This is a genomic window from Streptomyces sp. SA15, from assembly GCF_002291145.1.
Taxonomy (GTDB): Bacteria; Actinomycetota; Actinomycetes; order Streptomycetales; family Streptomycetaceae; genus Streptomyces.
Genome location: NZ_NTGE01000040.1, coordinates 65915 through 90649, shown reverse-complemented (window position 1 = coordinate 90649; position 24735 = coordinate 65915). Strand labels below are relative to the sequence as shown.

General features: G+C 71.3%; 20 protein-coding genes and 2 tRNA genes. 17 read left to right on the top strand and 5 right to left on the bottom strand.

The features are described from left to right. Positions 1-23: 23 nt before the first annotated feature. From hrpA to CLM62_RS06725, 3 genes are all read right to left on the bottom strand, one after another. The gene (hrpA, locus tag CLM62_RS06735) at positions 24-4001 is read right to left on the bottom strand and encodes an ATP-dependent RNA helicase HrpA (RefSeq protein ID WP_095748929.1); all 3978 of its coding nucleotides are present in this window, start codon (positions 3999-4001) and stop codon (positions 24-26) included. A 182-nt stretch (positions 4002-4183) separates the two neighbouring features. Then, a tRNA-Phe gene (locus CLM62_RS06730) sits at positions 4184-4257 on the bottom strand. 21 nt (positions 4258-4278) lie between these two features. After that, positions 4279-4356 (bottom strand) — tRNA-Asp (locus CLM62_RS06725). Between the two features lie 316 nt (positions 4357-4672). Here CLM62_RS06725 and CLM62_RS06720 point away from each other — a divergent pair. The 10 genes from CLM62_RS06720 (at position 4673) to CLM62_RS06685 (ending at position 12417) form a co-directional block, all read left to right on the top strand. Then, complete coding sequence (locus CLM62_RS06720) at positions 4673-5224, top strand: class I SAM-dependent methyltransferase (protein ID WP_095748928.1); 552 nt, start codon at positions 4673-4675, stop codon at positions 5222-5224. Between the two features lie 67 nt (positions 5225-5291). Next, positions 5292-5597 (top strand): hypothetical protein, encoded by a 306-nt coding sequence (locus tag CLM62_RS49825; RefSeq protein WP_179381980.1) that lies wholly within the window; start codon positions 5292-5294, stop codon positions 5595-5597. After that, positions 5597-5965 (top strand): hypothetical protein, encoded by a 369-nt coding sequence (locus CLM62_RS49820; RefSeq protein ID WP_179381979.1) that lies wholly within the window; start codon positions 5597-5599, stop codon positions 5963-5965. The genes CLM62_RS49825 and CLM62_RS49820 overlap by 1 nt, the downstream gene beginning before the upstream one ends. Beyond that, a complete protein-coding gene (locus CLM62_RS06715; protein ID WP_179381978.1) occupies positions 5965-7416 on the top strand; it encodes an FAD-dependent oxidoreductase in 1452 nt (483 codons plus the stop codon). The genes CLM62_RS49820 and CLM62_RS06715 overlap by 1 nt, the downstream gene beginning before the upstream one ends. Next, the gene (locus CLM62_RS06710) at positions 7413-8186 is read left to right on the top strand and encodes an SDR family NAD(P)-dependent oxidoreductase (RefSeq protein ID WP_095748926.1); all 774 of its coding nucleotides are present in this window, start codon (positions 7413-7415) and stop codon (positions 8184-8186) included. Before CLM62_RS06715 ends, CLM62_RS06710 begins: the two co-directional genes overlap by 4 nt. A 116-nt stretch (positions 8187-8302) precedes the next feature. Then, entirely contained in the window at positions 8303-8494 is a 192-nt protein-coding gene (locus CLM62_RS06705; protein ID WP_095748925.1) for a hypothetical protein, read from the top strand. Positions 8495-8558: 64 nt separating this feature from the next. Then, positions 8559-8753, top strand: a complete 195-nt coding sequence (locus tag CLM62_RS06700) for a ferredoxin (RefSeq protein WP_095748924.1) — start codon at positions 8559-8561, stop codon at positions 8751-8753. 88 nt (positions 8754-8841) lie between these two features. Then, positions 8842-9807, top strand: coding sequence for a GNAT family N-acetyltransferase (locus CLM62_RS06695; RefSeq protein ID WP_095748923.1), 966 nt, complete (start codon positions 8842-8844; stop codon positions 9805-9807). Positions 9808-9887: 80 nt separating this feature from the next. Beyond that, on the top strand, positions 9888-10727 hold the full coding sequence (locus CLM62_RS06690) for an ester cyclase family protein (protein ID WP_095748922.1): 840 nt from the start codon (positions 9888-9890) through the stop codon (positions 10725-10727). 58 nt (positions 10728-10785) lie between these two features. Further along, positions 10786-12417: an FAD-dependent oxidoreductase gene (locus CLM62_RS06685; RefSeq protein WP_095748921.1), complete on the top strand. Its 1632-nt coding sequence runs from the start codon at positions 10786-10788 to the stop codon at positions 12415-12417. Between the two features lie 408 nt (positions 12418-12825). On the opposite strand, the gene CLM62_RS06680 is transcribed toward CLM62_RS06685, so the two are convergent. Beyond that, a complete protein-coding gene (locus CLM62_RS06680; RefSeq protein ID WP_095748920.1) occupies positions 12826-13314 on the bottom strand; it encodes a MarR family winged helix-turn-helix transcriptional regulator in 489 nt (162 codons plus the stop codon). A gap of 126 nt (positions 13315-13440) precedes the next feature. Here CLM62_RS06680 and CLM62_RS06675 point away from each other — a divergent pair, with 126 nt between their 5' ends. The 7 genes from CLM62_RS06675 (at position 13441) to CLM62_RS06645 (ending at position 22923) form a co-directional block, all read left to right on the top strand. Then, entirely contained in the window at positions 13441-14985 is a 1545-nt protein-coding gene (locus tag CLM62_RS06675) for an FAD-dependent monooxygenase (RefSeq protein WP_095748919.1), read from the top strand. 94 nt (positions 14986-15079) lie between these two features. Further along, positions 15080-16081, top strand: a complete 1002-nt coding sequence (locus CLM62_RS06670; protein WP_143658958.1) for a methyltransferase — start codon at positions 15080-15082, stop codon at positions 16079-16081. Positions 16082-16145: 64 nt separating this feature from the next. After that, entirely contained in the window at positions 16146-17123 is a 978-nt protein-coding gene (locus CLM62_RS06665) for a zinc-binding dehydrogenase (RefSeq protein ID WP_095748917.1), read from the top strand. A gap of 165 nt (positions 17124-17288) precedes the next feature. Continuing rightward, on the top strand, positions 17289-18266 hold the full coding sequence (locus CLM62_RS06660) for a zinc-binding dehydrogenase (RefSeq protein WP_095748916.1): 978 nt from the start codon (positions 17289-17291) through the stop codon (positions 18264-18266). 226 nt (positions 18267-18492) lie between these two features. Next, positions 18493-20058 carry an MDR family MFS transporter gene (locus tag CLM62_RS06655; RefSeq protein WP_095748915.1) on the top strand — a complete coding sequence of 522 codons (1566 nt, stop codon included), beginning with the start codon at positions 18493-18495 and terminating at the stop codon, positions 20056-20058. Positions 20059-20275: 217 nt separating this feature from the next. Further along, positions 20276-21319 (top strand): methyltransferase, encoded by a 1044-nt coding sequence (locus tag CLM62_RS06650; protein WP_095748914.1) that lies wholly within the window; start codon positions 20276-20278, stop codon positions 21317-21319. Next, positions 21316-22923, top strand: a complete 1608-nt coding sequence (locus tag CLM62_RS06645) for an FAD-dependent oxidoreductase (RefSeq protein ID WP_095748913.1) — start codon at positions 21316-21318, stop codon at positions 22921-22923. The genes CLM62_RS06650 and CLM62_RS06645 overlap by 4 nt, the downstream gene beginning before the upstream one ends. A 212-nt stretch (positions 22924-23135) precedes the next feature. Here the strand turns inward: CLM62_RS06645 and CLM62_RS06640 are convergent, their stop codons facing one another. Further along, on the bottom strand, positions 23136-24719 hold the full coding sequence (locus tag CLM62_RS06640; protein ID WP_095748912.1) for an FAD-dependent monooxygenase: 1584 nt from the start codon (positions 24717-24719) through the stop codon (positions 23136-23138). Between the last annotated feature and the right edge of the window lie 16 nt (positions 24720-24735).

Here is a 24735-nt window from a genome sequence, read left to right as displayed (position 1 = left end):
ACTCACCCACCGTACAGGCGCCGTTACGGCACCGCCGCGTCGATCGCCTTCACGATCCGCTTGTCGGAGACCGGGTACGCCGTACCGAGCGCGTGGGCGAAATAGCTGACCCGGAGCTCCTCGATCATCCAGCGGATGTCCAGGACCGAGGACGGGATCGGGCGGCCCCGCGGCATCTGCTCCAGGAGCCACGCGTACTCGTCCTGCATCTCGTGGACCTTGCCCATGCGCGTGGTGTCCCGCTGGACGTTCGTCGGCATCTGCTGGAGGCGCCGGTCCGCGGCGACCAGGTAGCGCATCAGGTCGGGGAGACGCCGTAGGCCCGCCTCCGTCACGAAGCCCGGCTTCACGAGGGCGTCCAGCTGCCCCCGTACGTCCTGGAGGTTCGGCAGCAGCGCGGGGCTCCGTACGGCCTTCAGGCGGCGCTCACAGGCCTGCCAGGCCGCCAGCACCTGCTGCACCTGCCCCACCGCACGGACCGTCGTGTCGACGATCTCGGCGCGGACCTTGTCGTACAGCTTCCGGTAGGACTCCTCGTCCCACGCCGGCCCTCCGAAGTCCCCGATCAGCTTGTCCGCCGCGGCCATCGCGCAGTCGTCGAACAGGGCCTGGACGGAGCCGTGCGGATTCGCGGACAGGGCCAGCTTCTGGGGGTTCGTCAGCTTGTCGGACGCGAACTTCGCCGGATTGACCGGGATGTTGCGCAGGATGAGCCGCCGCGTGCCCTTCCACATCGCCTGCTGCTGTTCGGCCTCCGTGTCGAAGAGGCGTACGGAGACGGTGTTTGTCGTCGGTCCGTCGTCGACCAGTGCCGGGTACGCCTTGACCGGCTGGCCGGCGCGGCGGGTCTCGAAGACACGGGTCAGGGCGCCGATCGTCCAGTCGGTCAGGCCCTCGCGCTCCAGGGACTCACCGCCCTGGCGTTCGGCCGTCGCGGCCGCCGCCTGCGACAGGGCCTGCCGCGCCTTCGGCTTCAGCCTGAGCTTCAGCGCCTCCAGATCCTTGTCCTCGGCCAGCTTGCGGCGCCGCTCGTCGACGATCCGGAAGGTGATGCGCAGGTGGTCGGGGACCTTCGACCAGTCGAAGTCGTCGGCGGTGAAGGGGACTCCGACCATGCGCTTGAGCTCGCGGGCCATGGTCGTGGTCAGCGGCTCCTGCAACGGCACCGCCGTGTCCAGGAACCGTTTCGCGAAGTTCGGCGCGGGCACGTAGTGGCGGCGGATCGGCTTGGGGAGGGAGCGGATGAGCTCGGTGACGACCTCTTCCCTCAGGCCCGGGATCTGCCAGTCGAAGCCCTCGTCCGTGACCTGGTTGAGAACCTGGAGCGGGATGTGGACGGTCACACCGTCGGCGTCCGCGCCCGGCTCGAACTGGTAGGTGACACGGAACTTCAGCGGGCCCTGCCGCCAGGTGTCGGGATAGTCGTCCTTGGTGACGGCCTCCGCCGACTCGCGGATGAGCATCTCCCGCTCGAAGTCGAGGAAGTCGGGCTGCTCGTGCCGTTTGTGCTTCCACCAGGAGTCGAAGTGGGCGCCGGAGACGACGTGTTCGGGGACCCGCTGGTCGTAGAAGTCGAAGAGCGTGTCGTCGTCGACCACGATGTCCCGGCGCCGGGCGCGGTGCTCCAACTCCTCGACCTCGCTGAGGAGTCTGCGGTTGTCGGCGAAGAACTTGTGGTGCGTGCGCCAGTCGCCCTCGACCAGGGCGTTGCGAATGAAAAGCTCGCGGGAGGTCTCCGGGTCGATCCGGCCGTAGTTGACCTTGCGCTGGGCGATGATCGGGACGCCGTACAGCGTCACCTTCTCGTACGCCATCACCGCCGCCTGGTCCTTCTCCCAGTGCGGTTCGCTGTATGTCCGCTTGATCAGGTGCTCGGCGAGCGGTTCGACCCACTCGGGCTCGATCTTGGCGTTGACGCGGGCCCAGAGGCGGGAGGTCTCCACCAACTCGGCGGACATCACGAAGCGCGGCTGCTTCTTGAAGAGGGCGGAGCCCGGGAAGATCGCGAACTTGGCGTTCCGCGCGCCCAGATACTCGTTCTTGTTGCCGTCCTTGACGTCCTTCATGCCGATGTGCGAGAGCAGACCGGCGAGGAGGGAGACGTGGACGCTCTGGTCGGCGGCGTCCTCCTCGTTGAGGTGGATGCCCATCTGCTTGGCGACGGTCCTGAGCTGCGTGTAGATGTCCTGCCATTCGCGGATGCGCAGGAAGTTGAGGTACTCCTGCTTGCACATGCGCCGGAAGGACGACGAGCCGCGTTCCTTCTGCTGCTCGCGGATGTAGCGCCAGAGGTTGAGGTAGGCGAGGAAGTCGCTCGACTCGTCCTTGAAGCGGGCGTGCTGCTGGTCGGCCTGGGTCTGCTTGTCGGCGGGGCGTTCGCGCGGGTCCTGGATGGACAGCGCGGCCGCTATGACCATGACCTCACGGACACAGCCGTTCTTGTCGGCCTCCAGGACCATACGGGCCAGACGGGGGTCGACGGGAAGCTGCGCCAGCTTGCGGCCGGTGTCCGTGAGTCGCTTGCGTACGTCCTTCTGCGCCGGGTCCAGCGCGCCGAGCTCCTGGAGGAGCTGGACACCGTCGCGGATGTTGCGGTGGTCCGGCGGGTCGATGAACGGGAACTTCTCGATGTCGCCGAGGCCGGCGGCGGTCATCTGCAGGATGACGGAGGCGAGGTTCGTACGGAGGATCTCCGCGTCGGTGAACTCCGGCCGGGCGTTGAAGTCGTCCTCGCTGTACAGCCGGATGCAGACACCGTCGCTGGTCCGTCCGCAGCGGCCCTTGCGCTGGTTGGCGCTGGCCTGGGAGATCGGCTCGATGGGCAGCCGCTGCACCTTCGTGCGGTGGCTGTACCGGCTGATCCGGGCGAAGCCGGGGTCGATGACGTACTTGATCCCCGGGACGGTGAGCGAGGTCTCGGCGACGTTGGTGGCCAGAACGATCCTGCGGCCGGTGTGCGGCTGGAAGACGCGGTGCTGCTCGGCATGGGACAGCCGGGCGTACAGCGGAAGCACCTCAGTGAACCGATACCTCTTCTTCTCCAGCGCATCCGCCGTGTCCCGGATCTCCCGCTCCCCGGAGAGAAAGACGAGGATGTCGCCCTTGCCCTCGCCCTGGAGCTCCTCGACGGCATCGCAGATGGCGGTGATCTGGTCCCGGTCGGAGTCGTCGCCGTCCTCCTCCAGGAGAGGCCGATAGCGCACCTCCACGGGATACGTACGCCCGCTGACCTCGACGATCGGCGCGTCGCCGAAATGCCGGGAGAAACGCTCGGGGTCGATGGTCGCGGAGGTGATGACGACCTTGAGGTCCGGCCGCTTGGGCAACAGCTGGGCGAGGTAGCCGAGCAGGAAGTCGATGTTCAGGGACCGCTCGTGGGCCTCGTCGATGATGATCGTGTCGTAGGCGCGCAGCTCGCGGTCGGTCTGGATCTCGGCGAGCAGGATGCCGTCGGTCATCAGCTTGATGAAGGTGGCGTCCGGATTCACCTGATCGGTGAACCGCACCTTCCAGCCGACGGATTCGCCGAGGGGGGTGTCGAGCTCCTCGGCGACGCGCTCGGCGACGGTACGGGCGGCGATACGACGGGGCTGGGTGTGCCCGATCATGCCGCGGACCCCGCGGCCCAGCTCGAGACAGATCTTGGGGATCTGGGTCGTCTTCCCGGACCCGGTCTCACCTGCGACGATGACGACCTGGTGATCACGGATGGCCGCCGCGATGTCGTCCTTCTTCTGGCTGACGGGCAGCTGCTCGGGGTAGCTGACGGCGGGCACCCGGGCACGCCGCTCGCCCATCCGCACCTCGGCCTTCGCGACCTCCGCCTCGATCTCGGCGAGCACGGCGGCACGTGCCTCGGGCTTACGGATCTTGCGCGCGCCTTCGAGCCTGCGCCCGAGCCGGTGCGCATCGCGCAGGGACAGCTCGGTCAGGCGGGGGGCGAGGTCAGCGAGGGCGGGGGTGCCCGGAGCGGGGGCGCCGGGGGTGGGGTGCGTAGACATACGCGGTCCAGGATCTCATCCCGGCGAAATTCGTGGCGAACGCTTTTGTCTCCGGCGCCTCACGTCCGGGGCCCTCGGCTCCGGGGTGGGAGCCGGGGCTCCTGCGCCGCGGACGCCCCGCGGCATGAAATCGGCCCCGTCGAAGATCTTCGACGGGGCCGATTGCCCTGGTGGGGCGGCTGTGGCTGGGGCCGGGGTCGAACCGGCGACCTTCCGCTTTTCAGGCGGACGCTCGTACCAACTGAGCTACCCAGCCACAAGGCTTCGTGAGAAGCCTTGGCGGTCCTGACGGGATTTGAACCCGCGGCCTCCACCTTGACAGGGTGGCGAGCACTCCAAACTGCTCCACAGGACCTTGCTGTTGTGCGAACCGGTGAACCCAGTGTCGCACAAGGTTTCGCGTGTCCCCACCGAGTTTCCGCCGCTCTCACTGGTGAGTGCGGAGGGGCTCGTCAGCTGGGGTGACGTCGCTGGAGCAGCGTATCAGAGGATGCGCGGTGCCCTGAAAACGAGCAGGGTGCGACGACAGGGCCCTGCTGGAGTACTAGGGCTGGAGGGCGGCTGGAGGCTCGCTCGGGGAGTCGTCCAGGGCCGTCGCTCGTCGCGGTGGGGTCTGTAACGCTCGGCCGGGAGATCTGGAATGTCTCGAAACTCGTGACGGGGAGTTCCGCATGCCCGATGCCGTATGTTCCGCCGAACCTTCCACCGAATCCTTCGCCGTGCCTCACCGTGAAGCCGCCACCGCCACCCTGCTCCGGCAGCTGGTGCTGGCGGCCGGACCGCTCAACGTGCTCCAGGCCGGCTGTCCGGACGAGTCGTCCACGGTCCGGATCGCCGCGGCCCTGAGGGAGAACGGGCGTGGCCGGGTCATGTGCTGCGAGCCGGACACCGTACGCGCCGAGGTGGCCGCCGCGGCGGTCGAGAAGGCCGGGCTCGGGCGGTACGCGCAGGTGCGGGTGGGCAGTCCGGAACGGTTGCTGCCGACCGTCCCCGGGCCGGTCGACCTGCTGCTGCTCGGTGGTCCGCCGGAGTCCTTCCTGACGCTGCTGAGGCTGGTGGAGCCCAGGATGCTGCCGGGAGCTGTGGTGGTGGCGTACGGCGTCCGTGACGTTCCGGCGCGGGGCGCGGAGTTCCTGACCCACGTCCGGGTTCCCGGCAGCGGCTATGTCTCGCTGCCCCTTCCCATCGACGGCGGCCTGGAGATGGCCGTCTGCGCGGCCTGACCCGCCCCGAGGACGCAGGCCTCTCATACCAGCGAACCCAAGGAACCCAAGGAAGCCAAGGAGCATCGTGTCGCTTCGTCCGTTCAATCCCGAGTTCCTGCCCGAGGGGCACCCCGACAAGATCGTCGTCCAGGACGGCGGCACCGTCCTCGGCGCCCTGTGGCGGGGGCTGGTGCGTTACGGCCTGCGCCCGTCGTACAGGGCCCTGGTCGCGCTCGGCTCCATGCATGTGGCCGCCCTCTGGCATCCGGAGTCGGGGCCCGTCCATCGCCCTTCGGAGGTCGAGCCGCCCACCTACAGGACGTCTCGAGCGCGTCTCCAGGGCAGGCCGGAAGCCTGGCCGCAACATCCCACCTCCCGAGGAGAACTGTGATGAGCGACGCACGTCTGGTCGGCACCTGGACCACGCAGCTGGACGACGACGGAAAGGCCGTCCCCGGACTCGTGTCCTTCTCGGCGGACGGCACGGTCGTCTCCACCCAGCTGAACACGAAGAACATCGGCCTCGGCACCTGGCGTTCCACCGGCCCCGACACCTTCGAGTACGGCTTCCATATCCTGGCCGCCGACCCCGAGGGCAAGCATGTCGGCGAGGCCCATGTCCGGGTGTCGGGCGAGTTCGTCTCGGACACCGAGTGGCAGGGCACCGGCGGCGCCGAGTTCTTCGACCCGCAGGGCACCAAGTTGCGCGGCCACGCGGGCTCCAAGGTGACCGCCGGCAAGTTCGGCATCGACGACTGATGCGGGCGGCGGCGCTGCGGGACCGGATCGGCGGCGAACTGGTCCTGCCGGACGACACGGGCTTCGCCCTGGCCAGACAGTTGCAGAACACCGAGTACGACACGATCGAGCCGCACGCCGTCGCGTACTGCGCCTCCGAGCGGGACATCGCGCTCTGCGTGCGCCACGCCCGGGAGCAGGGGCTGCGCCTGCACATCCGGGGCGGCGGCCACAGCTTCAACGGCTGGTCGACCGGCGAGGGGCTGGTCGTCGACCTGTCCCGGATGGACCACGCCGTGGCCGAGGGGTCCGTGGTGCGTCTCGGGGCGGGCGCCCTGTCACTGGACGCGCTGGACGCCCTGCGGTCCCGGCACCGGCAGATCGTCACCGGCACGTTTCCCACGGTCAGCGCGGGCGGGTTTCTGACCGGCGGCGGAATCGGCTGGCAGACGAGGAAGTTCGGGCTGGGCAGCGACCGGGTCACCGCGGCGCGCGTGGTGCTCGCGGACGGCCGGACCGTGCGCTGCTCGGCCACCGAGGAACCCGATCTTCACTGGGCGCTGCGCGGCGGCGGAGGGGGCACCTTCGGGGTCGTCACGGAGTTCGAGGTGAGCCCGGTCGACGCGGCGGAGATGACCGGCTTCGAGACGCTCTGGGCGTACGAGGACGCGGTGGAGGTGCTGACGGCCTGGCAGGAGTGGGCCGTCGAGGGTCCCGACGAGCTCGGCACCTCGCTGGTGGTGCTGCCGGGCATGTTCGGGCCCGGCGGGCGCCCCGTGGTCCGGGTCTGGGGTGTGCACCTGGGAACGGCCGAGGAGGTGCGGGCCGCCCTGGACGAGCTGGCGGAGCGGGCCGGGAGCAAACCGCTGAGCAGGACCGTCGGCCCGCGGGGCGGGTACGCCGAGGTGATGCACGAGGCGCTGTGCGGCTCGAAGACCGTGGCCCAGTGCCATCGCACCGGTACCGGCCCCGAAGCCGAGGGGCACCGGCATCCGTACACCCGGCAGAGCTACCGGCTCACCGGCCGGGCGGCGACCCGGGCCGAGTCGGCGGCGCTGCTCGACGCCTGGGATCCCGCGCTGGACGCGGTGGGCCAGGAGCGCTACCTGCTGTGCATCGCGCTGGGCGGCGCGGCGAACCGGGTGCCGCGGACCGCGACCGCCTACGCCCACCGGGACGCACGGTTCCTGATCGGCTATCAGTTCGCCTGCCGTGACGCGGCCACGGACCCGGCGGCCCCGGCGCGGCTGACCGCCCTGGCCGACCGGGCGGCGGTGGCTCTCGCACCGCTCGCCTGCGGCTCGTACATCAACTTTCCCAGTTCCCGGGTGAGCGAGCACTGGGAGACGGAGTACTTCGGCGAGAACCGAGCCCGGCTGCGCGAGGTGAAGCGGGCCTACGACCCGGAGGACTTCTTCCGGCACGCCCAGAGCATCGGCCACAGCGCCCCGACCACCGAGGTGGAGTCATGAGGACGGATCTGCGGAACAAGGTGGTGCTGGTCACCGGCGCCTCCTCGGGCATCGGCCGGGCGACGGCCGTGGCGTACGGCGAGGAGAGGGCCAGGGTCGCGATCACGTACCACTCGAACGAGGACGGTGCCCGGGAGACGGCACGGCTGGTGACCGAGGCGGGCGGCACCTCGCTGGTGGTGCGCTACGACCTGGCCGACGAGCAGTGCATACGGGACGCTGTGGGCCGGGTCGCCGAGGAGTGGGGCGGCATCGACGTGCTGGTGGCCAACGCGGTGGTCTGGAGCGAGGCGATTCCGCGCCCCGGCCGGCCGGTGCCGCGCTTCGAGGACGTGCCGGCGAAGCAGTGGCAGGAGGTGCTGCGGAACTCCGTCGAGGCCGTGTTCCACACACTGCAGGCGGCGCTGCCGTGGATGCGCGGCCGCCCGTGGGGCCGGGTCGTGCTGCTCGGCGCGGGCCTGGCGGACGCGGGGAAGGCGGGCGCGGGAGCGTACGGCGCGGGCAAGTCCGCGCTGTTCGGGCTGATGCGGAGCCTGGCCTGGGAGCTGGGGCCCGACGGGATCCTGGTCAACATGGTGGTGCCGGGGCAGACCAGCACCGAGACGGTGCGGGCGCATGTGCCGCCCGGATTCCTGGAGGAGAAGGGCAAGAGCCTGCCGTCGGGCCGGATGTCCGAGCCGGAGGACGTGGCCCGAGCCGTCGTCTTCCTCGGCTCGGCCGCCAACGGCAACACCAATGGCGAGACGCTGCGGGTGACGGGCGGAGCCTGAACGCGGCCCCGCCGTTACGCCGCACCGAGCCCCGTCGCCTCCAGGGATCTTCCAAGGGCCCTCGATCGCGGCGGGGCTCAATGGCCTGTGCCGGGAACCGACCCAGGAGGCACACCATGACGCAGACCGCCAGGCCGGCCGCAGGGACCGAGGCGCCGGCCTGTCCGATGACCCGGGCCTGCCCCTACCAGATGCCCGTCGGCTACGAGGAGTTGTGCGAGCGCGGTCCCCTCACCAAGGTCACGCTGCCCTCTTCCGGCGCATCCCGGGCCTGCGGGTTCCGCTCCGCTCCGACCAACTGCCCTTGAACGCCCCGTACGTGCCGCAGGGCGTCGCCGAACTTCCCGTCGAATGGTGAGTGGGGGATCAGGTATGGGCATCAGGGTCGCGACGGACCGGTGCATCGGTGCCGCCATGTGCGCCATGACGGCTCCCGAGGTGTTCACCCAGGACGAGGACGGCGTGGGGCAGCTGCTGCCGGGCGGGGCCGAACAGATCGGTGACCCCGGGGTGGAGGAGGCGGCCCGGGCCTGCCCGGTGCAGGCCATCACCCTGCACGACGAGTGAGCCCAACCGGCCCGCCCCGCCCCCGCGCTCGTGCGCTGTCGAGTTCTCCTCGACGGCGCTTCGAGAGCGGGGGCACACAGTGTGGGCCATGAAGATTCGCAGCCTCGACGGCGACGCCCCGGCGACCATCGCCGCCCTGCTCCCCGGCTTCCGGGAGACCATGAGTCTGGAACTGCCCGCCGATCCACCGGTGACGGAGGCGCTGCTCGCGCGGCTGTTTCAGCGCCGCCATGGTACGGAGCGGCTGGTCCTCGTCGCATACGACGGCGACACCCCGGCCGGAGTGCTGAAGCTCGGCCTCGACCTTGGTGATCCGGCCGGCCCCGGGCACGGTTCGCTGTGGGTGTTTCCCGCCTTCCGGCGCCGTGGCGCGGGGCGGGCGCTGGCGGTCGCGGGGCTGGCGGCCCTGCGGGAGCGGGGGCGGGAGCTGTTGCTGGCCGACGCTCCGAGGGCGGCGGCCGGTGAGCGCTTCGCGGCGGAGCTCGGTGCGGACCTCATCGGCGAGAGCGTGCGCAACCGGCTGCGGCCGGCCGGACCCGCCCGTGCCGTGCTGGAGGCCGCGGTCGCCCGGCCGGTGCCGGGGTACCGGCTCGTGTCGTGGAACGGGCCCTGCCCCGACGACCTCGTCGAGTCCTACGCGCGGGCCTGGAGCGGTCTGGAGGAGCGGGTCAACGGCCAGGCCCGGGTACGCCGTCCGTCGGCCGCCGACGTACGGGCGCGGGAGGCCGAGGCGGAACGGGCCGGACACCGCCCCTACGTGGTGGCGGCCCTGCCCGAGCACGGCAGCGAGATCGTCGCCTACAGCACCCTGTTCGTGCGGGACAGCCCGATGGCGGACGCCGGCGAGACGCTGGTGCTTCCGCAGCACCGGCGTCGGGGCCTGGCCACCTGGCTGAAGGCCGAACTGCTGCTGAGGGCGGCCCGGGAGAACGGCCGCCTCGCTCTGGTCCAGGTCTTCAACGACACCGCCAACACCGCCGTCGTCGCGCTCAACAGGAAGCTCGGCTTCGAGGCCGACTCCCACTGGTCGACGTACGCGCTCAAGGCTGCCTGAACGCCCGGCGGGCCGCCCCCCACCGATCCGAGCCGACCCGAGCCGACCCGAGCCGACCCGAGCCGATCCGAGAGGAACCCATGACCACTGTGAGCCCCGCCGGGCAGCGCACGCGCAACGCCGAGCTGGTCCGCGAGCTGTACGGCACGCTCTACCGCGAGCACCGCTTCGAGGAGGCCGGCCGTTTCTTCCACGCCGACTTCACCGAGCACGACCCGATGGACTGGAAGACGCCGGACGGTGAGTTCCCGGGGCTGAGTGCGGAGATCGACCACCTGGTGGCCGACAACGACCGGGTGATGCTGTTCGCCACGTGGACGGGGCGCACCCGTGCGGGAGCCGAGTTCAGGCTGCACACCGCCGAGCTGTACCGCCTGCGGGGCGGCAGGGTCGCCGAGCACTGGAACGTGGTCGACCGGGACGTGCTCGCCGCGCACGGCGTGGACAGCGGGCCGGAACAGAGCGGTCAGCCGGCCGCTCCCGGGTTGCACGGACCGCACAGCGACACCGAGCGGGCCAACGCGGAGCTGGTGCTCGGCGCCTACCGCGACGTCTTCAGCGAACACCGGCTGGACCTCGCCGAGCGGTACTACCACCAGGACTACCGGCACCACAACATGCGCACCGACGCCGTGCCGGACGGGCTCGACGCCTTCAAGGCGTTCTTCGCGGACAACATCGCGGCCTTCCCCGACCTGGTCACCACCGTGGACCACATCGTCGCCGCCGACGACCGGGTGATGGTCTTCGTGACCTGGACCGGGACGCTCACCGGGGCCTGGAGCGGCGGCGGCCCCTCCGGTCTGCCCCTCGAGATGCGTACCTGCGACCAGTTCCGGATCGAGCAGGGGAAGGTGGCGGAGCACTGGGAGGTCGTCGACTACCTGGCGCTCGGCCGGGCAGGGCTGCCGACCCCGTGAGCAGGTCCGACGTCCGTACCGAGAGCCGAGAGTCGAGAACCGAGAGAGGGACTCCGCGATGACTTCCCATTCCGACAGCGCACCCGTACTGATCGTCGGCGGCAGCTTGGTCGGTCTGTCCGCCGCCGTGTTCCTGGCCCACCACGGGGTCCGCTGCACCCTGGTGGAGCGGCATCCCGGCACCTCCATCCACCCCAGGGCCGTCGGCTACTACCCCCGGACCGGGGAACTGCTGCGTCAGGCCGGGGTCGAGGATGCCGCCGTGCGGGAGGCCGCGGGTTTCGCGACGCACCGCACCCGGGCCGGGGTGACCTCCCTGGCGGGTGACGTGCTGTTCAGCAAGGAGGAGCTGGAGGGCGACGACGAACTGGCGGACCTCACCCCGTCCCGGCTGCTCCTGCTTCCTCAGGACCGGCTGGAGCCGCTGCTGCGGGACCGCGCCGTGGAACTCGGCGCCGACCTCAGGTTCGGTACGGAGCTGCTGTCCCTCGCGGAGGACCCGGACGGGGTCACGGCGGTCCTGGGCGACGGCGCCGGTGGCACCAGCACCTTCCGCAGCTCCTACCTGGTGGCCTGTGACGGGCCGCGCAGCAGGGTGCGGGAGGCGCTGAAGGTTCCCCGGCAGGGGCGCGGGATCCTGTCCCGCCATGTGAGCATCGCGTTCGCAGCGGATCTGCGGCCGGTGCTGGGGGAGCGCCGCTACAGCGTCGTCCATGTGAAGAACCCCCAGGTCACGGGGATCCTCGTACACGACGACACGCTGACCGGGGGCACGCTGATCGTGGGGTACCGCCCCGAGGACGGCGAGAGCCTCGAGGACTTCACCGACGCCCGCTGCGCCGAGCTGGTGGGTGCCGCCATCGGGGCGCCCGGGGTCGCGGTGACGATCCGCTCCCGCTTCCCCTGGGACATGGCGGAGCAGGTCGCCGAGGGCTTCGTCCACGGGCGGGTGCTGCTCGCCGGGGACGCGGCCCATGTCGTTCCGCCGACCGGTGGTTACGGAGCCAACACCGGGATCGCCGACGCCCACAACCTCGCCTGGAAGCTCGCGCTGGTGGTCGACGGTGTCGCGGGGGCCGGGCTGGTGGAGACGTACGACGCCGAGCGGCGGCCCGTGGCGGTCTACACGGCCGAGCAGGGGTCCCTGCAGCTCGCGGTGCGTTCCGGCAGCGCGACTCCGGAGCAGCAGGCCGCCGCGGCGGACGCGGTGACGGTGACGACGGGCCAGGCGTACCGTTCCGCCGCGGTCGTCGAGGATCCCGGGGCCGCGGCCCTTCCGGTCGCCTCCGATCCGCGGGCGCTGCGCGGCGCACCGGGGACCCGCGCGCCGCACGTGGTGCTCGCGCGCGGCGGCGAACCTCTCTCCACGCTCGACCTGTTCGGGCGCGACTTCGTGCTGCTGGTCGGGGAGCGGGGCGGGGAGTGGATATCGGCCGCCGTCGCGGTCTCCGCCGAGCTGGGGCTGAAGCTCACCGCGCGCCGGGTGGTGTCGGGCGGGGGCGGTGGGGCGGGCACATTGGCGGACCCGGACGGCCGCTGGGCCGAGAGCTACGGCGGTCTGCGACCCGACGGTGCCGTGCTGGTGCGGCCGGACGGTTTCGTGGCCTGGCGGTCGGCGGGCGCGGATCCCGAGGGCGAGGAGACCGCGGCACTGACGGGGGTACTGCGGAAGGTCCTCGGACGGGAATGAGAAGGCGGGTGGGCCGGTCCCGTGGCGGCATGCGCCGCGGGACTGGGCGGCGGGGGGCCTGCGGGTGCGGGGATGTCGGCCGGGCGGGTGGTTTGCGCCCCCGCCGCCCCTACCCGTCCCATCCCCAGGGGCTCTGCCCCTTCGACCCCGCCAGGGGCGTTGTCCCTGGATCCGGGTGGGGAGCGCGGGGGGTTCGTGGGCTGTTCCGTGGGGTGGCGGTCGGTCGGGCAGGTCTGTTCCCGCGGGGTGTCGGCCGGTCAGCGGGTCTGTTCCCGCGCGGGATGCCGTGGGGGCAGGCCGCCACTGGGCTGTTCCGTGGGGGCGACGTGCGGCAGGTGGTTCCGGGCCGGTGCTGCGGGAACCGCCGGCCCGTCGGGCGGGCCCTGTTCCCGCGGAAACAGCCCACCGTCAGGCCGAGTCCGGGTCCTGTTGCAGTTCGCCCACCGAGTCCACGTACTTGATGAGCAGTCGGGCGAACTCCAGCCGCTCCTCCTCCGGCCAGTCCTGGGTGATGCGCTCGAACGCCGCCCGCTGGTGGCTGCGGAAGCGGGCGAGGGTCTCGTGGCCCTCCGGGGTGAGCTGGAGGATCGTACGGCGGCCGTCGCGCTGTGAAGCCGCGCGGATCAGATAACCGGCGGAGATGCAGTCGGAGACCATCCGGCTGGCCACGGAGGGGTCGACGGCCAGGCGTTCGCCCACCACGCCGACGGTGATCTCCTGGCCCTCCTCGTCGGGGCCGTCCTGGACGATGTTGAGGACCAGGGTTCTGGTGATGTCCTTGCGGGACACCTGCTTCTCGACGTTCAGCGCCTGAGCGCGCCGCAGTCGCGAGAAGGCGGGGCCGACGGCGTCGAGCAGATCCGCTGCCCGCGGCGGGGGCTGAGTCGAAGTCTCCATGTCCGCATTCTAAGCGAGTTGATTACGGCAGACGAGCATCTGTATGCTCTCAATCGACTGCATGACTTAAAGCATATACCTGTTGACGAACATATAGATCCCGAGAAAAGAGAAAGGGGACTCCTCATGTCCACCGAGACGTCCGATCGCGACTTCGAGATCGACTACGACCTCGACTTCGACTTCGATGTGCTCATCGTCGGCGGCGGCCCCGTCGGCATGCTGCTCGCCGCGGAACTGCGTATCTCCCGCGTCCGGGCCGTGGTGCTCGAGCGGCTGCCCGAGCGCACCCCGCACTCCAAGGCCTTCGGCCTGCACGCCCGCTCCCTCGAGTCGCTCGACCGGCGCGGCCTGCTCAAACGGTTCCGCGAGGGCGCCCGGTCCTGGAACAACGGCCACTTCGCCGGACTCGACGAGTGGGTCGACTTCTCCACCCTCGACAGCGCGCACGGCTACGCCCTGCTCTGCGAGCAGACCAGGACCGAGCGGCTGCTGGAAGAGCGCGCCGCCGAGTTCGGCACCGAGATCCGACGGGGGCACGAGGTCACCGCCGTACGCCAGGACGCCGACGGCGTCGAGGCCGAGGTGACCGGCCCCGAGGGCGCCTACACCCTGCGCGCCCGGTACGCCGTCGGCTGCGACGGCGGGCGCAGCCTGGTCCGCGGGGAGGCCGGCATCGACTTCCCCGGCACCGGCGGCCGGGTCACCGCCCGCCTCGGCGACGTGATACTCGCCGACCGGGAGAACGCCCCCATGGGCATGGAGCGCACCGAACGCGGCCTGCTGTTCTGCGTGCCGCTGGACGACACCTACCACCGGGTGTCCACGTTCGACTTCCAGGCCGAGCGGGAACCGGGCGCGGAACTCACCCTGGACGAACTGACCGCGAGCCTGCGCGAGATCTGGGGCAGCGACCTCGGCGCGCACTCGCCTCGCTGGCTCTCCGTCTTCACCGACTCCGCCTGCCAGGCCGACCGCTACCGCGAGGGCAGGCTGCTGATCGCGGGCGACGCCGCCCACACCCACTTCCCCGTCGGTGGCCAGGGCGTCAACCTCGGCCTTCAGGACGCCTTCAACCTCGGCTGGAAGCTCGCCGCGAGCGTGCACGGCTGGGCTCCCGAGGGCCTGCTCGACAGCTACGACCGCGAGCGCCAGGCACCGGCCCGCAAGGTGCTGGCCAACACCCGTGCGCAGATCGCGCTGATGAACCCGGACCCGTACGTCACCCCGCTGCGCGAGCTCTTCACCGACCTCATGCGCAAGGAGCAGGTGAACCGGTACCTCGCCGAGATGCTCAGCGGCGTCACCGTCCGCTACGCGATCGACGGCCCCGAGCACCGGCTGCTCGGCGACTTCGCCCGCGACCTGGAACTGAACACCGAGGAGGGCACGAAGCCCCTCCCCAAGTACCTGAAGCGCGGCACCGGTCTGCTGCTCGACCTGACCGACGGCCGGCAGATCGGCCAGGTGTACGAGAAGTGGGCCGCGGGCGTCTCCTGGGCCGGACGGCTCCAGCACGTCCGGGCGGAGTGCGCCCAGGAACCGGAGCTGGCCGGCCTGCTGGTCCGCCCGGACGGCTACGTCGCCTGGGCGGCGGACCGGGACATGCCGGAAGCGGACCTGCGGAAGTCGCTGGACACCGCCGTCACCACCTGGTTCGGCACCGTCTGACGACGGCCGCGTGCCGCGTACGCGCCCGCCCCGTACGCGTCCGCTCGCCCCTGCGTATCCCCCACAGCCCCATCTACCGCAGTGAGAGGACGAAGTGAGCAGTCCCCCCTGGTCACAGGAATTACTGAAGAAGAGCGATCTGATCACCCCGATGGCGATCAGAGTGGCCGCCACGCTCGGACTCTCGGACCACATGGCGGCCGGAGCGGCCACCATCGACACATTGGCCCATGAGGCGGACGTGGACCCCGTCGCGCTGGACCGTCTCCTCGGCCACCTGGTGAACGCCGGGATCTACCGCCCGCTCCCCGAGGGCGGTTACGAACCGACGGAGCTCGGTGCCCTGCTGCGCGACGACGTCCCCGGCTCGGGCCGTGACTGGCTCCGGCTGGATGGTCCGACCGGCCGGGGCGAGGTCGCCGTGTTCCGTCTGCTCGACGCGGTGCGCTCCGGCACTCCCGTCTACTCCGGGCTGTACGGCAAGGAGTTCTGGGAGGACGTCGAGTCGGACGGCGCGCTCGCCCAGGCGTTCGCCCGGCGGATGGCGGCGAGCATGCGGTGGGTCGTCCCCGAGCTGCTGGCGCAGGGCGACTGGCAGTCCGTACGGCATGTGGTCGACGTGGGCGGCGGCAGCGGCGACCTGCTCTCGGCCGTGGTCGGCCACATCCCGGGGGCGACGGGGACGCTCCTCGACCTGGAAGCGCCCGCGGCGGCCGCCGAGCGGGACTTCGCGGCCGCCGGACTCCAGGAGCGCTGCCGCGCCGTCGTCGGCAGCTTCTTCGATCCGCTGCCCGCCGGCGGCGATGTCTACCTGCTGGCCAACGTCCTGCTGAACTGGCCCGACGAGCGGGCGGAGGACATCCTGCGGCGCTGCGCCGAGGCCGTCTCCCCGGGCGGCCGGGTCATGGTCCTCGAAGGCCTGCTCGACCTGCAGACCGACCAGACCGATCTGGACCTGCGGATGCTCGTCTATCTGGGCGGGCGGATGCGCACCACCGAGCAGCTGCGCGAGCTGGCGGCCAACGCCAGTCTCTCGCTGCGCCGGGTGGTCGCCCTCGGCCCGGTGCGCTCGCTCGCCGAGTTCGAAACGGCCTGACCGCGAGTCGCCGTACTCACCGCACACGCACCACTTCATAAGTGACACATTGAGGAGCACAACCATGCGTATCGTCCGTCACCACGAGTTCGGCGCCCCTTCGGTGCTGCAGGTAGAAGAGACGGAGAAGCCGGTCCCCGGTCCCGGCGAGGTGCTGATCCGCACCGAGGCCGTCGGCGTCAACTTCGCCGAGTGCCAGCGCCGGCAGGGCATCCCGGTCGCCGGCCCCGTCACCCTCCCCGGCTCGCCCGGCGGCGACGTCGCGGGCACCGTGGAGCAGGTCGGCGAAGGCGTCGACCAGGTGAGCGTCGGTGACCGGGTGGTCACCGGTGTCGCCGCCGACGGGTACGCCGAGTACGTCGTCACGAACGCCGGCTGGCTGTTCGCCGTCCCCGAGGGCATCGACGCCGGTCAGGCCACCTCGCTGCCCATCCCCGGCCAGACCGCCTACCACGTGATCGCCACGGCGGCGAAGCTCCAGCCCGGCGAGTCCGTGCTGATCACCGCCGCGGCGGGCGGCATCGGCCATCTGCTGGTCCAGATGGCCAAGGCGCTCGGCGCCGGCCAGATCATCGCGGCGGCCCGCGGCGAGGCGAAGCTGGCCTTCGCCGCCTCGCTCGGCGCGGACGTCACCGTCGACTACGGCGTGGACGGCTGGGAGGAGAAGGTCCGGGCCGCGACCGACGGCCGGGGCGTGGACGTGGCTCTCGAGACCGTGGGCGGAGACGTCCTCACCAAGTCCGTGAACCTCACCGCCCAGTTCGGGCGGACGGTGGTGTACGGCGCGGCGGGCGGCGAGCTGCCGGCCATCGAGGTCGCGGACATCTTCGACAACCGCATCGTCATGGGCTTCAGCATGTGGGGCGTGATGGGCAACCGGCCGGACGCCATGGCGCGGGGCGTGCGGGAGCTGCTGGACATGGTGACCTCCGGCAAGGTCCGTCCCGTCGTGCACGCCGAGGTGCCGCTGAAGGACGCCGCCGCCGCGCACGAGCTGATGGAGTCCCGCTCCCAGCTCGGCCGCGTGGTGCTCGTGCCCTGATCTGGCAACCTGCACCACTTCATCGATATGCAGGTTGACAAACACATGCATTAGAGCATGTAATTGTCGTCGACAGCATGTCCTGCGCAACCCGTAACCCGGATCCCTGGGCGGAGCCGCATCGATCACCGCGGCTCGAACACACCTCCTAGTTGGGAGAACACCATGCGAATCGTCCGCCACTACGAGCACGGGGCCCCCTCGGTGCTGCGTGTCGAAGAGGCGGAGAAGCCGCAGCCCGGACCGGGCGAAGTGCTGATCCGCTCCGAGGCCGTCGGCGTCACGTTCGCCGAGGTCCAGCGCCGCCAGGGCATCCCGATCGGCGGCCACGCCCATCTGCCCGGCGCCCCCGGCGGCGACGTCGCCGGCATCGTCGAGGAACTCGGCGAGGGCGTCACCAACCTCCGCGTCGGCGACCGCGTCGTCGTCGACGTCGACCACAGTGCCTACGCCGACTACGTGACCGCCGACGCCGCCTGGGCCATCGCCATCCCGGACACCATGGACGCCGCCGAGGCGACCCTGCTGCCCAGCCCGGCCCAGACCGCGTACCACGCCATCAAGGAGTCCGGCCAGCTCCGGCCCGGCGAGTCGATCCTGATCGACGCCGCCTCCGGAGGAGTCGGCCACCTCGCCGTGCAGATCGCCAAGGCGATGGGCGCCGGCAAGGTGATCGCCACCGCCAGCACGCAGGCCAAGCTGGACTTCGTCCGCGAGCTCGGTGCGGACGTCACCGTCAACTACACCGACGACGACTGGGACGAGCAGGTCAAGGCCGCGACCGACGGCCGCGGCGTCGACGTCGTCCTGGAGACCGTCGGCGGGGACATCCTCACCAAGAGCGTCGCCCTCACCGCCCAGTTCGGCCGCCTGGTCTTCTACGGCTCGGCCAGCGGCGACATCCAGCCCATCCACCCGCTGATGCTCAGCCGGATGAAGACGGTGGCCGGATTCGCCCTGTACGCCATGCTCTACAACCGGCCCGAGGCCATCGCGGCCGGTCAGCGCGACCTGCTCGACATGATCGCCGCCGGCAAGGTGCGCCCGATCGTGCACGAGCGGCTCCGGCTCGAGGACGCCGTCAAGGCGCACGAACTGATGGAGGCACGAGCCCAGCTCGGCAAGGTCGTGCTCGTCCCCTGACACGGGACCCGCGACCGGCCGCCTCCTGAGAGCCTGACCGACGTGGGCGGTCACGATCATCCCCCGCTCGTGACCGGCCACCCGCCGTACGGCACGAGAGGCACTCGTGCCGTACGGCGTACTCCACAGCAATCCCCTGACGGACCCCACACCGCAGACGACGCCGGCCGCACCGTGGCCGGCGGGACGGGGATGGCACCCACTCCAGCCCGAAAGGCGAATTCCCGTGCCCTCCCGGACCACGGGGGCAGGCGGCCCGCTCACCGCCGCCGCTCCCGCAGCCCAGACCCGGATCCGACCCGTCATCACCGCCTGCCTGCTGGCCGTCTTCCTGGCCATGCTGGACTCGCAGGTCGTGGCCACCGCACTGCCCCGCATCGTCGGGGACCTCGGCGGTCTCGACGTGTTCGCCTGGGTGACGACCTCGTACATCATCGCCGCCAGCGTCACCACGCCCGTCTACGGCAAACTCGGCGACCTGTTCGGCCGGAAGAAGATCTTCCTGATCGCCGTCGCGGTGTTCCTCGTCGGCTCCGCGCTGAGCGGCGCGGCCCAGTCCATGGAACAGCTCATCCTGTTCCGCACCCTGCAGGGCATCGGCGCCGGCGGCCTCTTCGTCTCCGTACTCGCCATCATCGGGGAGCTGTTCAACCCGCGCGAAGCCGCCAAGTACTTCAACCTCTTCGGCATCGTCTTCGCCCTCGCCGCGCTCTCCGGTCCCGCCGTCGGCGGTGCGCTCACCGACCTGCTGAGCTGGCACTGGGTCTTCCTGATCAACCTGCCCGTGGGCGTCGTGATCCTGGTGCTGGTCTCCACCTGTCTGCACCTGCCCCGGACCGACCGGCCCGCGCGCGTCGACTACACCGGCTTCGCCCTCCTCAGCGCCGCGATCGTCGCGCTCACCCTGGCCGCCAGCTGGGGCGGAGTGAAGTACGACTGGCTGGACTGGCGGATCCTCGGTCTCGGCGCGGGAGCGGTGCTGCTCGCCGTGCTGTTCGTCGGCGCCGAGCGCCGGACCACCGAACCCGTCATCCCGCTTCACCTCTTCCGCGACTCCACCTTCAGCGTCAGCGTGCTGGTGAGCATCGCGGCGGGCATCGTCTTCCTCGGCTCGGTCAACTTCCTGGCGATCTACATCCAGGTGGTGACCGGCGCCAGCCCGACCATGTCCGGTGTGGTGCTGCTGCCCATGATGTTCGGACTGGTCGCCGCCTCCGTCGTCAGCGGCGCAGCGATCACCCGGACCGGCCGCTACAAGTGGTACCCCGTGCTCAGCATGGTCATCGGCATCGGCGGGGCGCTGCTGCTGGCCACCATGGACACCGGGACGTCCCGGGCGGTGGTCATCGCCTACATGCTGGTCTTCGGCATCGCGGCGGGCCTGAACATGCAGGTCCTCACGATGGCGGCGCAGAACACCGCGCCCCGCGACGACATCGGCGCCGTCCACGCCACCGTTGCCTTCGCCCGGCAGCTCGGCACCACCGTGGGCATCTCGCTGTTCGCCTCGATCTTCTACAACCGGCTCACCGAGGAGATCGCCGACCGGACGCCCGCGAACGCGCTGCGCGGCATCGACCCCGACGCGCTGTCCTCGACCGAGACGCTGGACCGGCTCACCGAGCCCGTGCGCAACGCCGTGGAGCAGTCGTACGCCGCCGCGCTCACCCCCGTGTTCCTCACCGCCGTACCGGTCCTCGTCCTGGGGCTGCTGGCCGCCCTGACGATGAAGAACCTTCCGCTGCGCGGCGAGGACAACCAGGGGCACGAAGCCGCCGCCGAGGAGAGCTGACCACGCCCCTTCTCGTCCGCGAGCCGCCCTTCCCCGCACGGGGAGGGCGGCTTTCGTACGTCCGTCTCCGCCTCCCGGACCGCCACCTCCGCGCCTCCGCCGCCCTTCAGCGCCCTTCGAGCCCGAATCGACGGCTCGCGGACATCGTCGGCACTGCACAGCCGTACGACGCAGGACGCAGGCCGAAGAACAGGCAGAGGCAGACCAGGAGGCTCGTGTGACAACGACCGAAGACCCGCAGACGGCCCCGGCGGTCGATCCCGGACCGCTGATCAAGCTGACCATCGCCGACTGCGCCGCCAAGGTGCTGCACAGCGCCGTGACCGTCGGAGTGTTCGGTGCGCTCGCCGACGACCGCCCCGCCGACTCGGCCGAGCTGGCCCGGCGCACCGGCATGCACCACCGGATGGCCCCGGACTTCCTGGACGCCCTGGTCGGTCTCGGACTGCTGGAGCGCACGGAGGGCCGCTACCGCAACTCCCCGCTGGCGCAGACGTATCTGGTGCCGGACTCCTCCTCGTACCTCGGCGGCTTCGTCGAACTCACCAACGAGACGCTGTACGGGACCTGGGGCCGGCTCACCGAGGCGCTGCGCTCCGGCGAGCCCCAGCACCTCGACCCGGACAAGGGCGGGTTCGTCGGCGACCGGCACAAGGACCCCGCCAAGATGAAGCGGTTCCTCGCCGGGCTCGACGCGTACAGCGACCGGATGGGCACGGAGCTCGCCCGGTGCGTCGACTGGGGCCGGCACTCCTCGTTCGTCGACCTCGGCGGTGCGCGCGGCAATCTCGCGGCCGTGCTCGTTCAGGCGCATCCGCATCTGGAAGCCACCTGCTTCGACCTGGAGCGGACGCGGCCGCTGTTCACCGAGCACATCGGCGGCCTCGGCCTGGACGACCGGGTCGCCTTCGCCGGCGGTGACTTCTTCACCGACCCGATCCCGTCGGCCGATGTCGTCGTCCTCGGCCACATCCTGCACGGCTTCCACACCGGGCGGCGGCGCGAGCTGCTCGGCCGGGTCTTCGAGGCGGTGCGGCCCGGCGGCACGGTCCTCGTCTACGACCGCATGATCGACGACGACCGCAGCGACCCGGAGCGGCTGCTCAGCAGCCTGCACATGCGCCTGGTCAGCCCCGACGGCTCCGAGTACCGGGTGGCGGACTGCCGGGCCTGGCTGCGCGAGGCGGGCTTCACCGACGGCATCGCGGAACCCCTGCTCGGCACGCACACCCTGGTCACCGCCCACAAGGAGGCAGCATGAAGCAGGACCAGACCCCCGTCCTCATCGTCGGGGGCGGGCTGACCGGACTGTCCGCGGCCGTCTTCCTCGCCCACCACGGTGTCCGCGCCACCCTGGTGGAACGCCACCCGGACACCTCCACCCACCCCAAGGCCCGCGCCATCAACCCGCGCACGATGGAGCTGTACCGCGCGGTCGGCATGGAGGAGCGGGTACGGGCCGGGCGTTCCCCCATCTCCGGCAACACCGATCTGGTGCACGTGGAGAGCCTCGCGGGCAAGGAACGCGTGCGGATGCCCAACGCCTCCCCCGAGGACATCGGCCGGATCAGCCCCACTCAGTGGACGCTGATCGACCAGAACCAACTGGAACCGATCCTGCGGGAGCGGGCGGTGGAGGCCGGCGCCGACGTCCGCTTCTCGACCCGGGTCGACGCTCTGGAGGAGACGGCGGAGGGGGTGCTGGTCCGCACCACCGACCTGTCCGGCGGCGGGAGTTCTGAGATCCGCGCCCAGTACGTGATCGCGGCGGACGGCAGCCGCAGCCCGCTGCGCGAGATGCTGGGCATCGGGGCGCACGGCCGGGGCACCATCACCAACCTCGTCAGCTTCTTCTTCGAGGCCGACCTGACCGAGGTGCTGCGCGGGCGCCGGATCATCGCGGCGTACGTCAACAACCCCGAGGTGCGCGGCACGATCATCCCCATCGACAACGACCGCCGCTGGGTCATCAACGTCTCTTTCTCCCCCGAACAGGGCCAGCGCGCCGAGGACTTCACCGAGGAGCGCTGCACCGCCCTGGTGCGGGCCGCGGTCGGGGTTCCCGACCTGCCGCTGAAGATCGAGTCGGTGGACATGCCCGCGTGGGACATCTCCGCGCGCGTGGCGGACACCTTCGCCACCCGTCGGGTGTTCGTCGCCGGTGACGCCGCCCATGTGATGCCGCCCACTGGGGCGTTCGGTGCCAGCACCGGTATCCAGGACGCGTACAACCTGGCCTGGAAGCTGGCCCTGGTGCTGTCCGGCACGGCCGGTCCCGGGCTGCTGGAGAGCTACGACGCCGAGCGGCGCCCGGTGGCCGAGGAGACCGTCCGCCAGGCGATGCTGCGGTTCGCGGTGCGTGAGGGCAAGCAGTACCAGGAGGTCGCCGCCGAGCTGCTGGACGAGACGACCATGACCTTCGGTTACTGCTACCGCTCCGGCGCCTTCGCCGCGGAGGAGGGCGCCCCCGACGCGATCGTCGAGGACCCCGAGCACCCCGGCGCCCGGCCCGGAGCGCGGGCACCGCACCTCGAACTCGACGGCCTCGAGGGCCCCGTGTCCGTCATCGACCTGTACGGTGACGGGTTCACCCTGCTCGTCGACGAGATGGCGGGCCGCTGGACCGGGGCGGTGGAACAGGAGGCCACGCGGCTGGGCGCCGCCCTGAAGGTGGTCCGGATCGGCCGCGGCACCCGGCTGTGGGACGCGGAAGGCTCCTTCCGCCGCCGCTACGGCCTGCTGGCCGGCGGCGCGGTCCTGGTCCGCCCCGACGGCTTCGTCGCCTGGCGCACCACGGCGGGCCGCTCGGGCCCCGTCGACGGCGCCGCGATCGCCGCCCTGCGGACGATCCTGGACCGTGCGTAGGCCTGTCCGGCGCAGTGAGCCGTAGGACCTCGGCGGCACCTCATCGGTACAGGTGAGCGGGGTCCTGCGCGCCCTCTCGCAGCGGCGCGCAGGACCCCGCTGTCGTGCTGTGAGCCGCCGGACAGCTGCCAACGCCCGGCCGTGCGGGACCCGGACGGCCGCGGTGCTCCCGCAGGGGAGCACCGCGGCCGTGTCGTGTGCGGGGCCAGGTCCTAGACCGCGGTGCGGCGCAGCACCGTGTCGAGTACCGCCGTCAGTGACTTGGCGGGGTCGGCCGTCGGGCCGGTGCCGCGCCACGCGATGAAGCCGTCCGGGCGGAGCAGGACGGCGCCGGTGTCCTCGATGCCGTAACGGGTGAGGAAGCGCTCGACGACCTCCGGGGATTCCTCCGTGCCGACGCGGTGGAAGGCGACGCCCCGCGACTCGGCGGCCGTCTGCCAGGAGCCGCCGCCGGGGCCGGTCAGCAGCCAGAAGCCGCCGTCGAGGAGATCGTGCAGCGGCACCTCCTTGCCCTGTCGGACCAGGGGCAGGTGCGGGGCACGGGTGCCGGGTCGGCCGCTGGGGGCCGTCGGGTCCTCGACCACGGCGCCGTCGTCGTCGCCGGTCTCGCGCAGGACGGCGTCCGAGCGGTAGACGTGGCCGAACAGCACCGTGGTCTCGGGCCGGTGCCGCGCGGCGGCCGCCTCGTCGAGGCCGCTGCGCTGGAGGTAGCGGATGACGCCCTGGTCGACGGTGAACTCGGCGACCGGCGCCCGCTCCTGCTCGTAGCTGTCCAGCAGGTCGGGCCCCGCCGAGCCGCGCAGCACCAGCGCCAGCTTCCACGCCAGGTTGTGCGCGTCCTGGATGCCCATGTTGCCGCCGAACCCTCCGGTGGGCGGCATGACGTGCGCGCAGTCGCCGGCCAGCAGTACCCGGCCGGAGCGGAACCGGTCCGCCACCCACGCGGCGATCTCCCAACTGGTCGCGGACTCCACCTCGACCGGCAGGTCGGGCACCCCCACGGCGGCCCGCACCAGCTCCACGCAGTCCTCGGTCCCGTACGCCCGGTGGTCGGCCCCCGGCGGCAGACTGGGGGCGAGGACCCAGCGGTCGGAGTCCGCGCCGCCGAGCTTGCCGAGTACGCCCTTGACCCGCGGGTTGCTGACGAAGCAGAGGAAGAAGGTGCGCCCGGCGACGTACCGGTCGAGGTCGGCGTGGAAGATGATGTTCATCTGCCGGCCGAACACCCCCTGCCCATGGTGGCCGATGCCGAGGGCGGTGCGGACGGGTGCCCGGGAGCCGTCGGCCGCGACCAGGTAACGGGCCCGCACGGACTGCTCGGAGCCGTCTCCCAGGTCACGCAGGACGGCCGTGACGCCGTCCGCGTCCTGGGTGAACTCCGTCATCTCGGTGGCGAACCGGATGTCCGCGCCGAGCTCCTCGGCCCGCTCCCGCAGCACCGGCTCGAGACGGTCCTGCCCGATCAGGGTCCAGCCGGTGGTGCCCACGTCGTTCGGGTCATGGCGGAACGGCCCGTCGAAGCGCCCGAGTTCGGCTCCGGTGAGGGACTCCGCCTGGAGGATGTCGCCGTACTGGGCGTGCGGGTTCTCCCGGGCCCGTACCGCGTCCTCCAGGCCGAGCGCCCGCAGCAGCTCCATGGTGCGGGGGCTGGCGGCCTGGGCCCGGGGGTGCGCCGAGATCTCCGCGTGCCGTTCCACCAGCAGCGGCCGGATGCCCTGCCGGGCGAGGAACAGGGCCTGGGCGAGGCCCACCATGCTGCCGCCCACGATGAGTACTTCGGTCGTCTCGTCCGCCATGCCGGCTCCTGTTGGT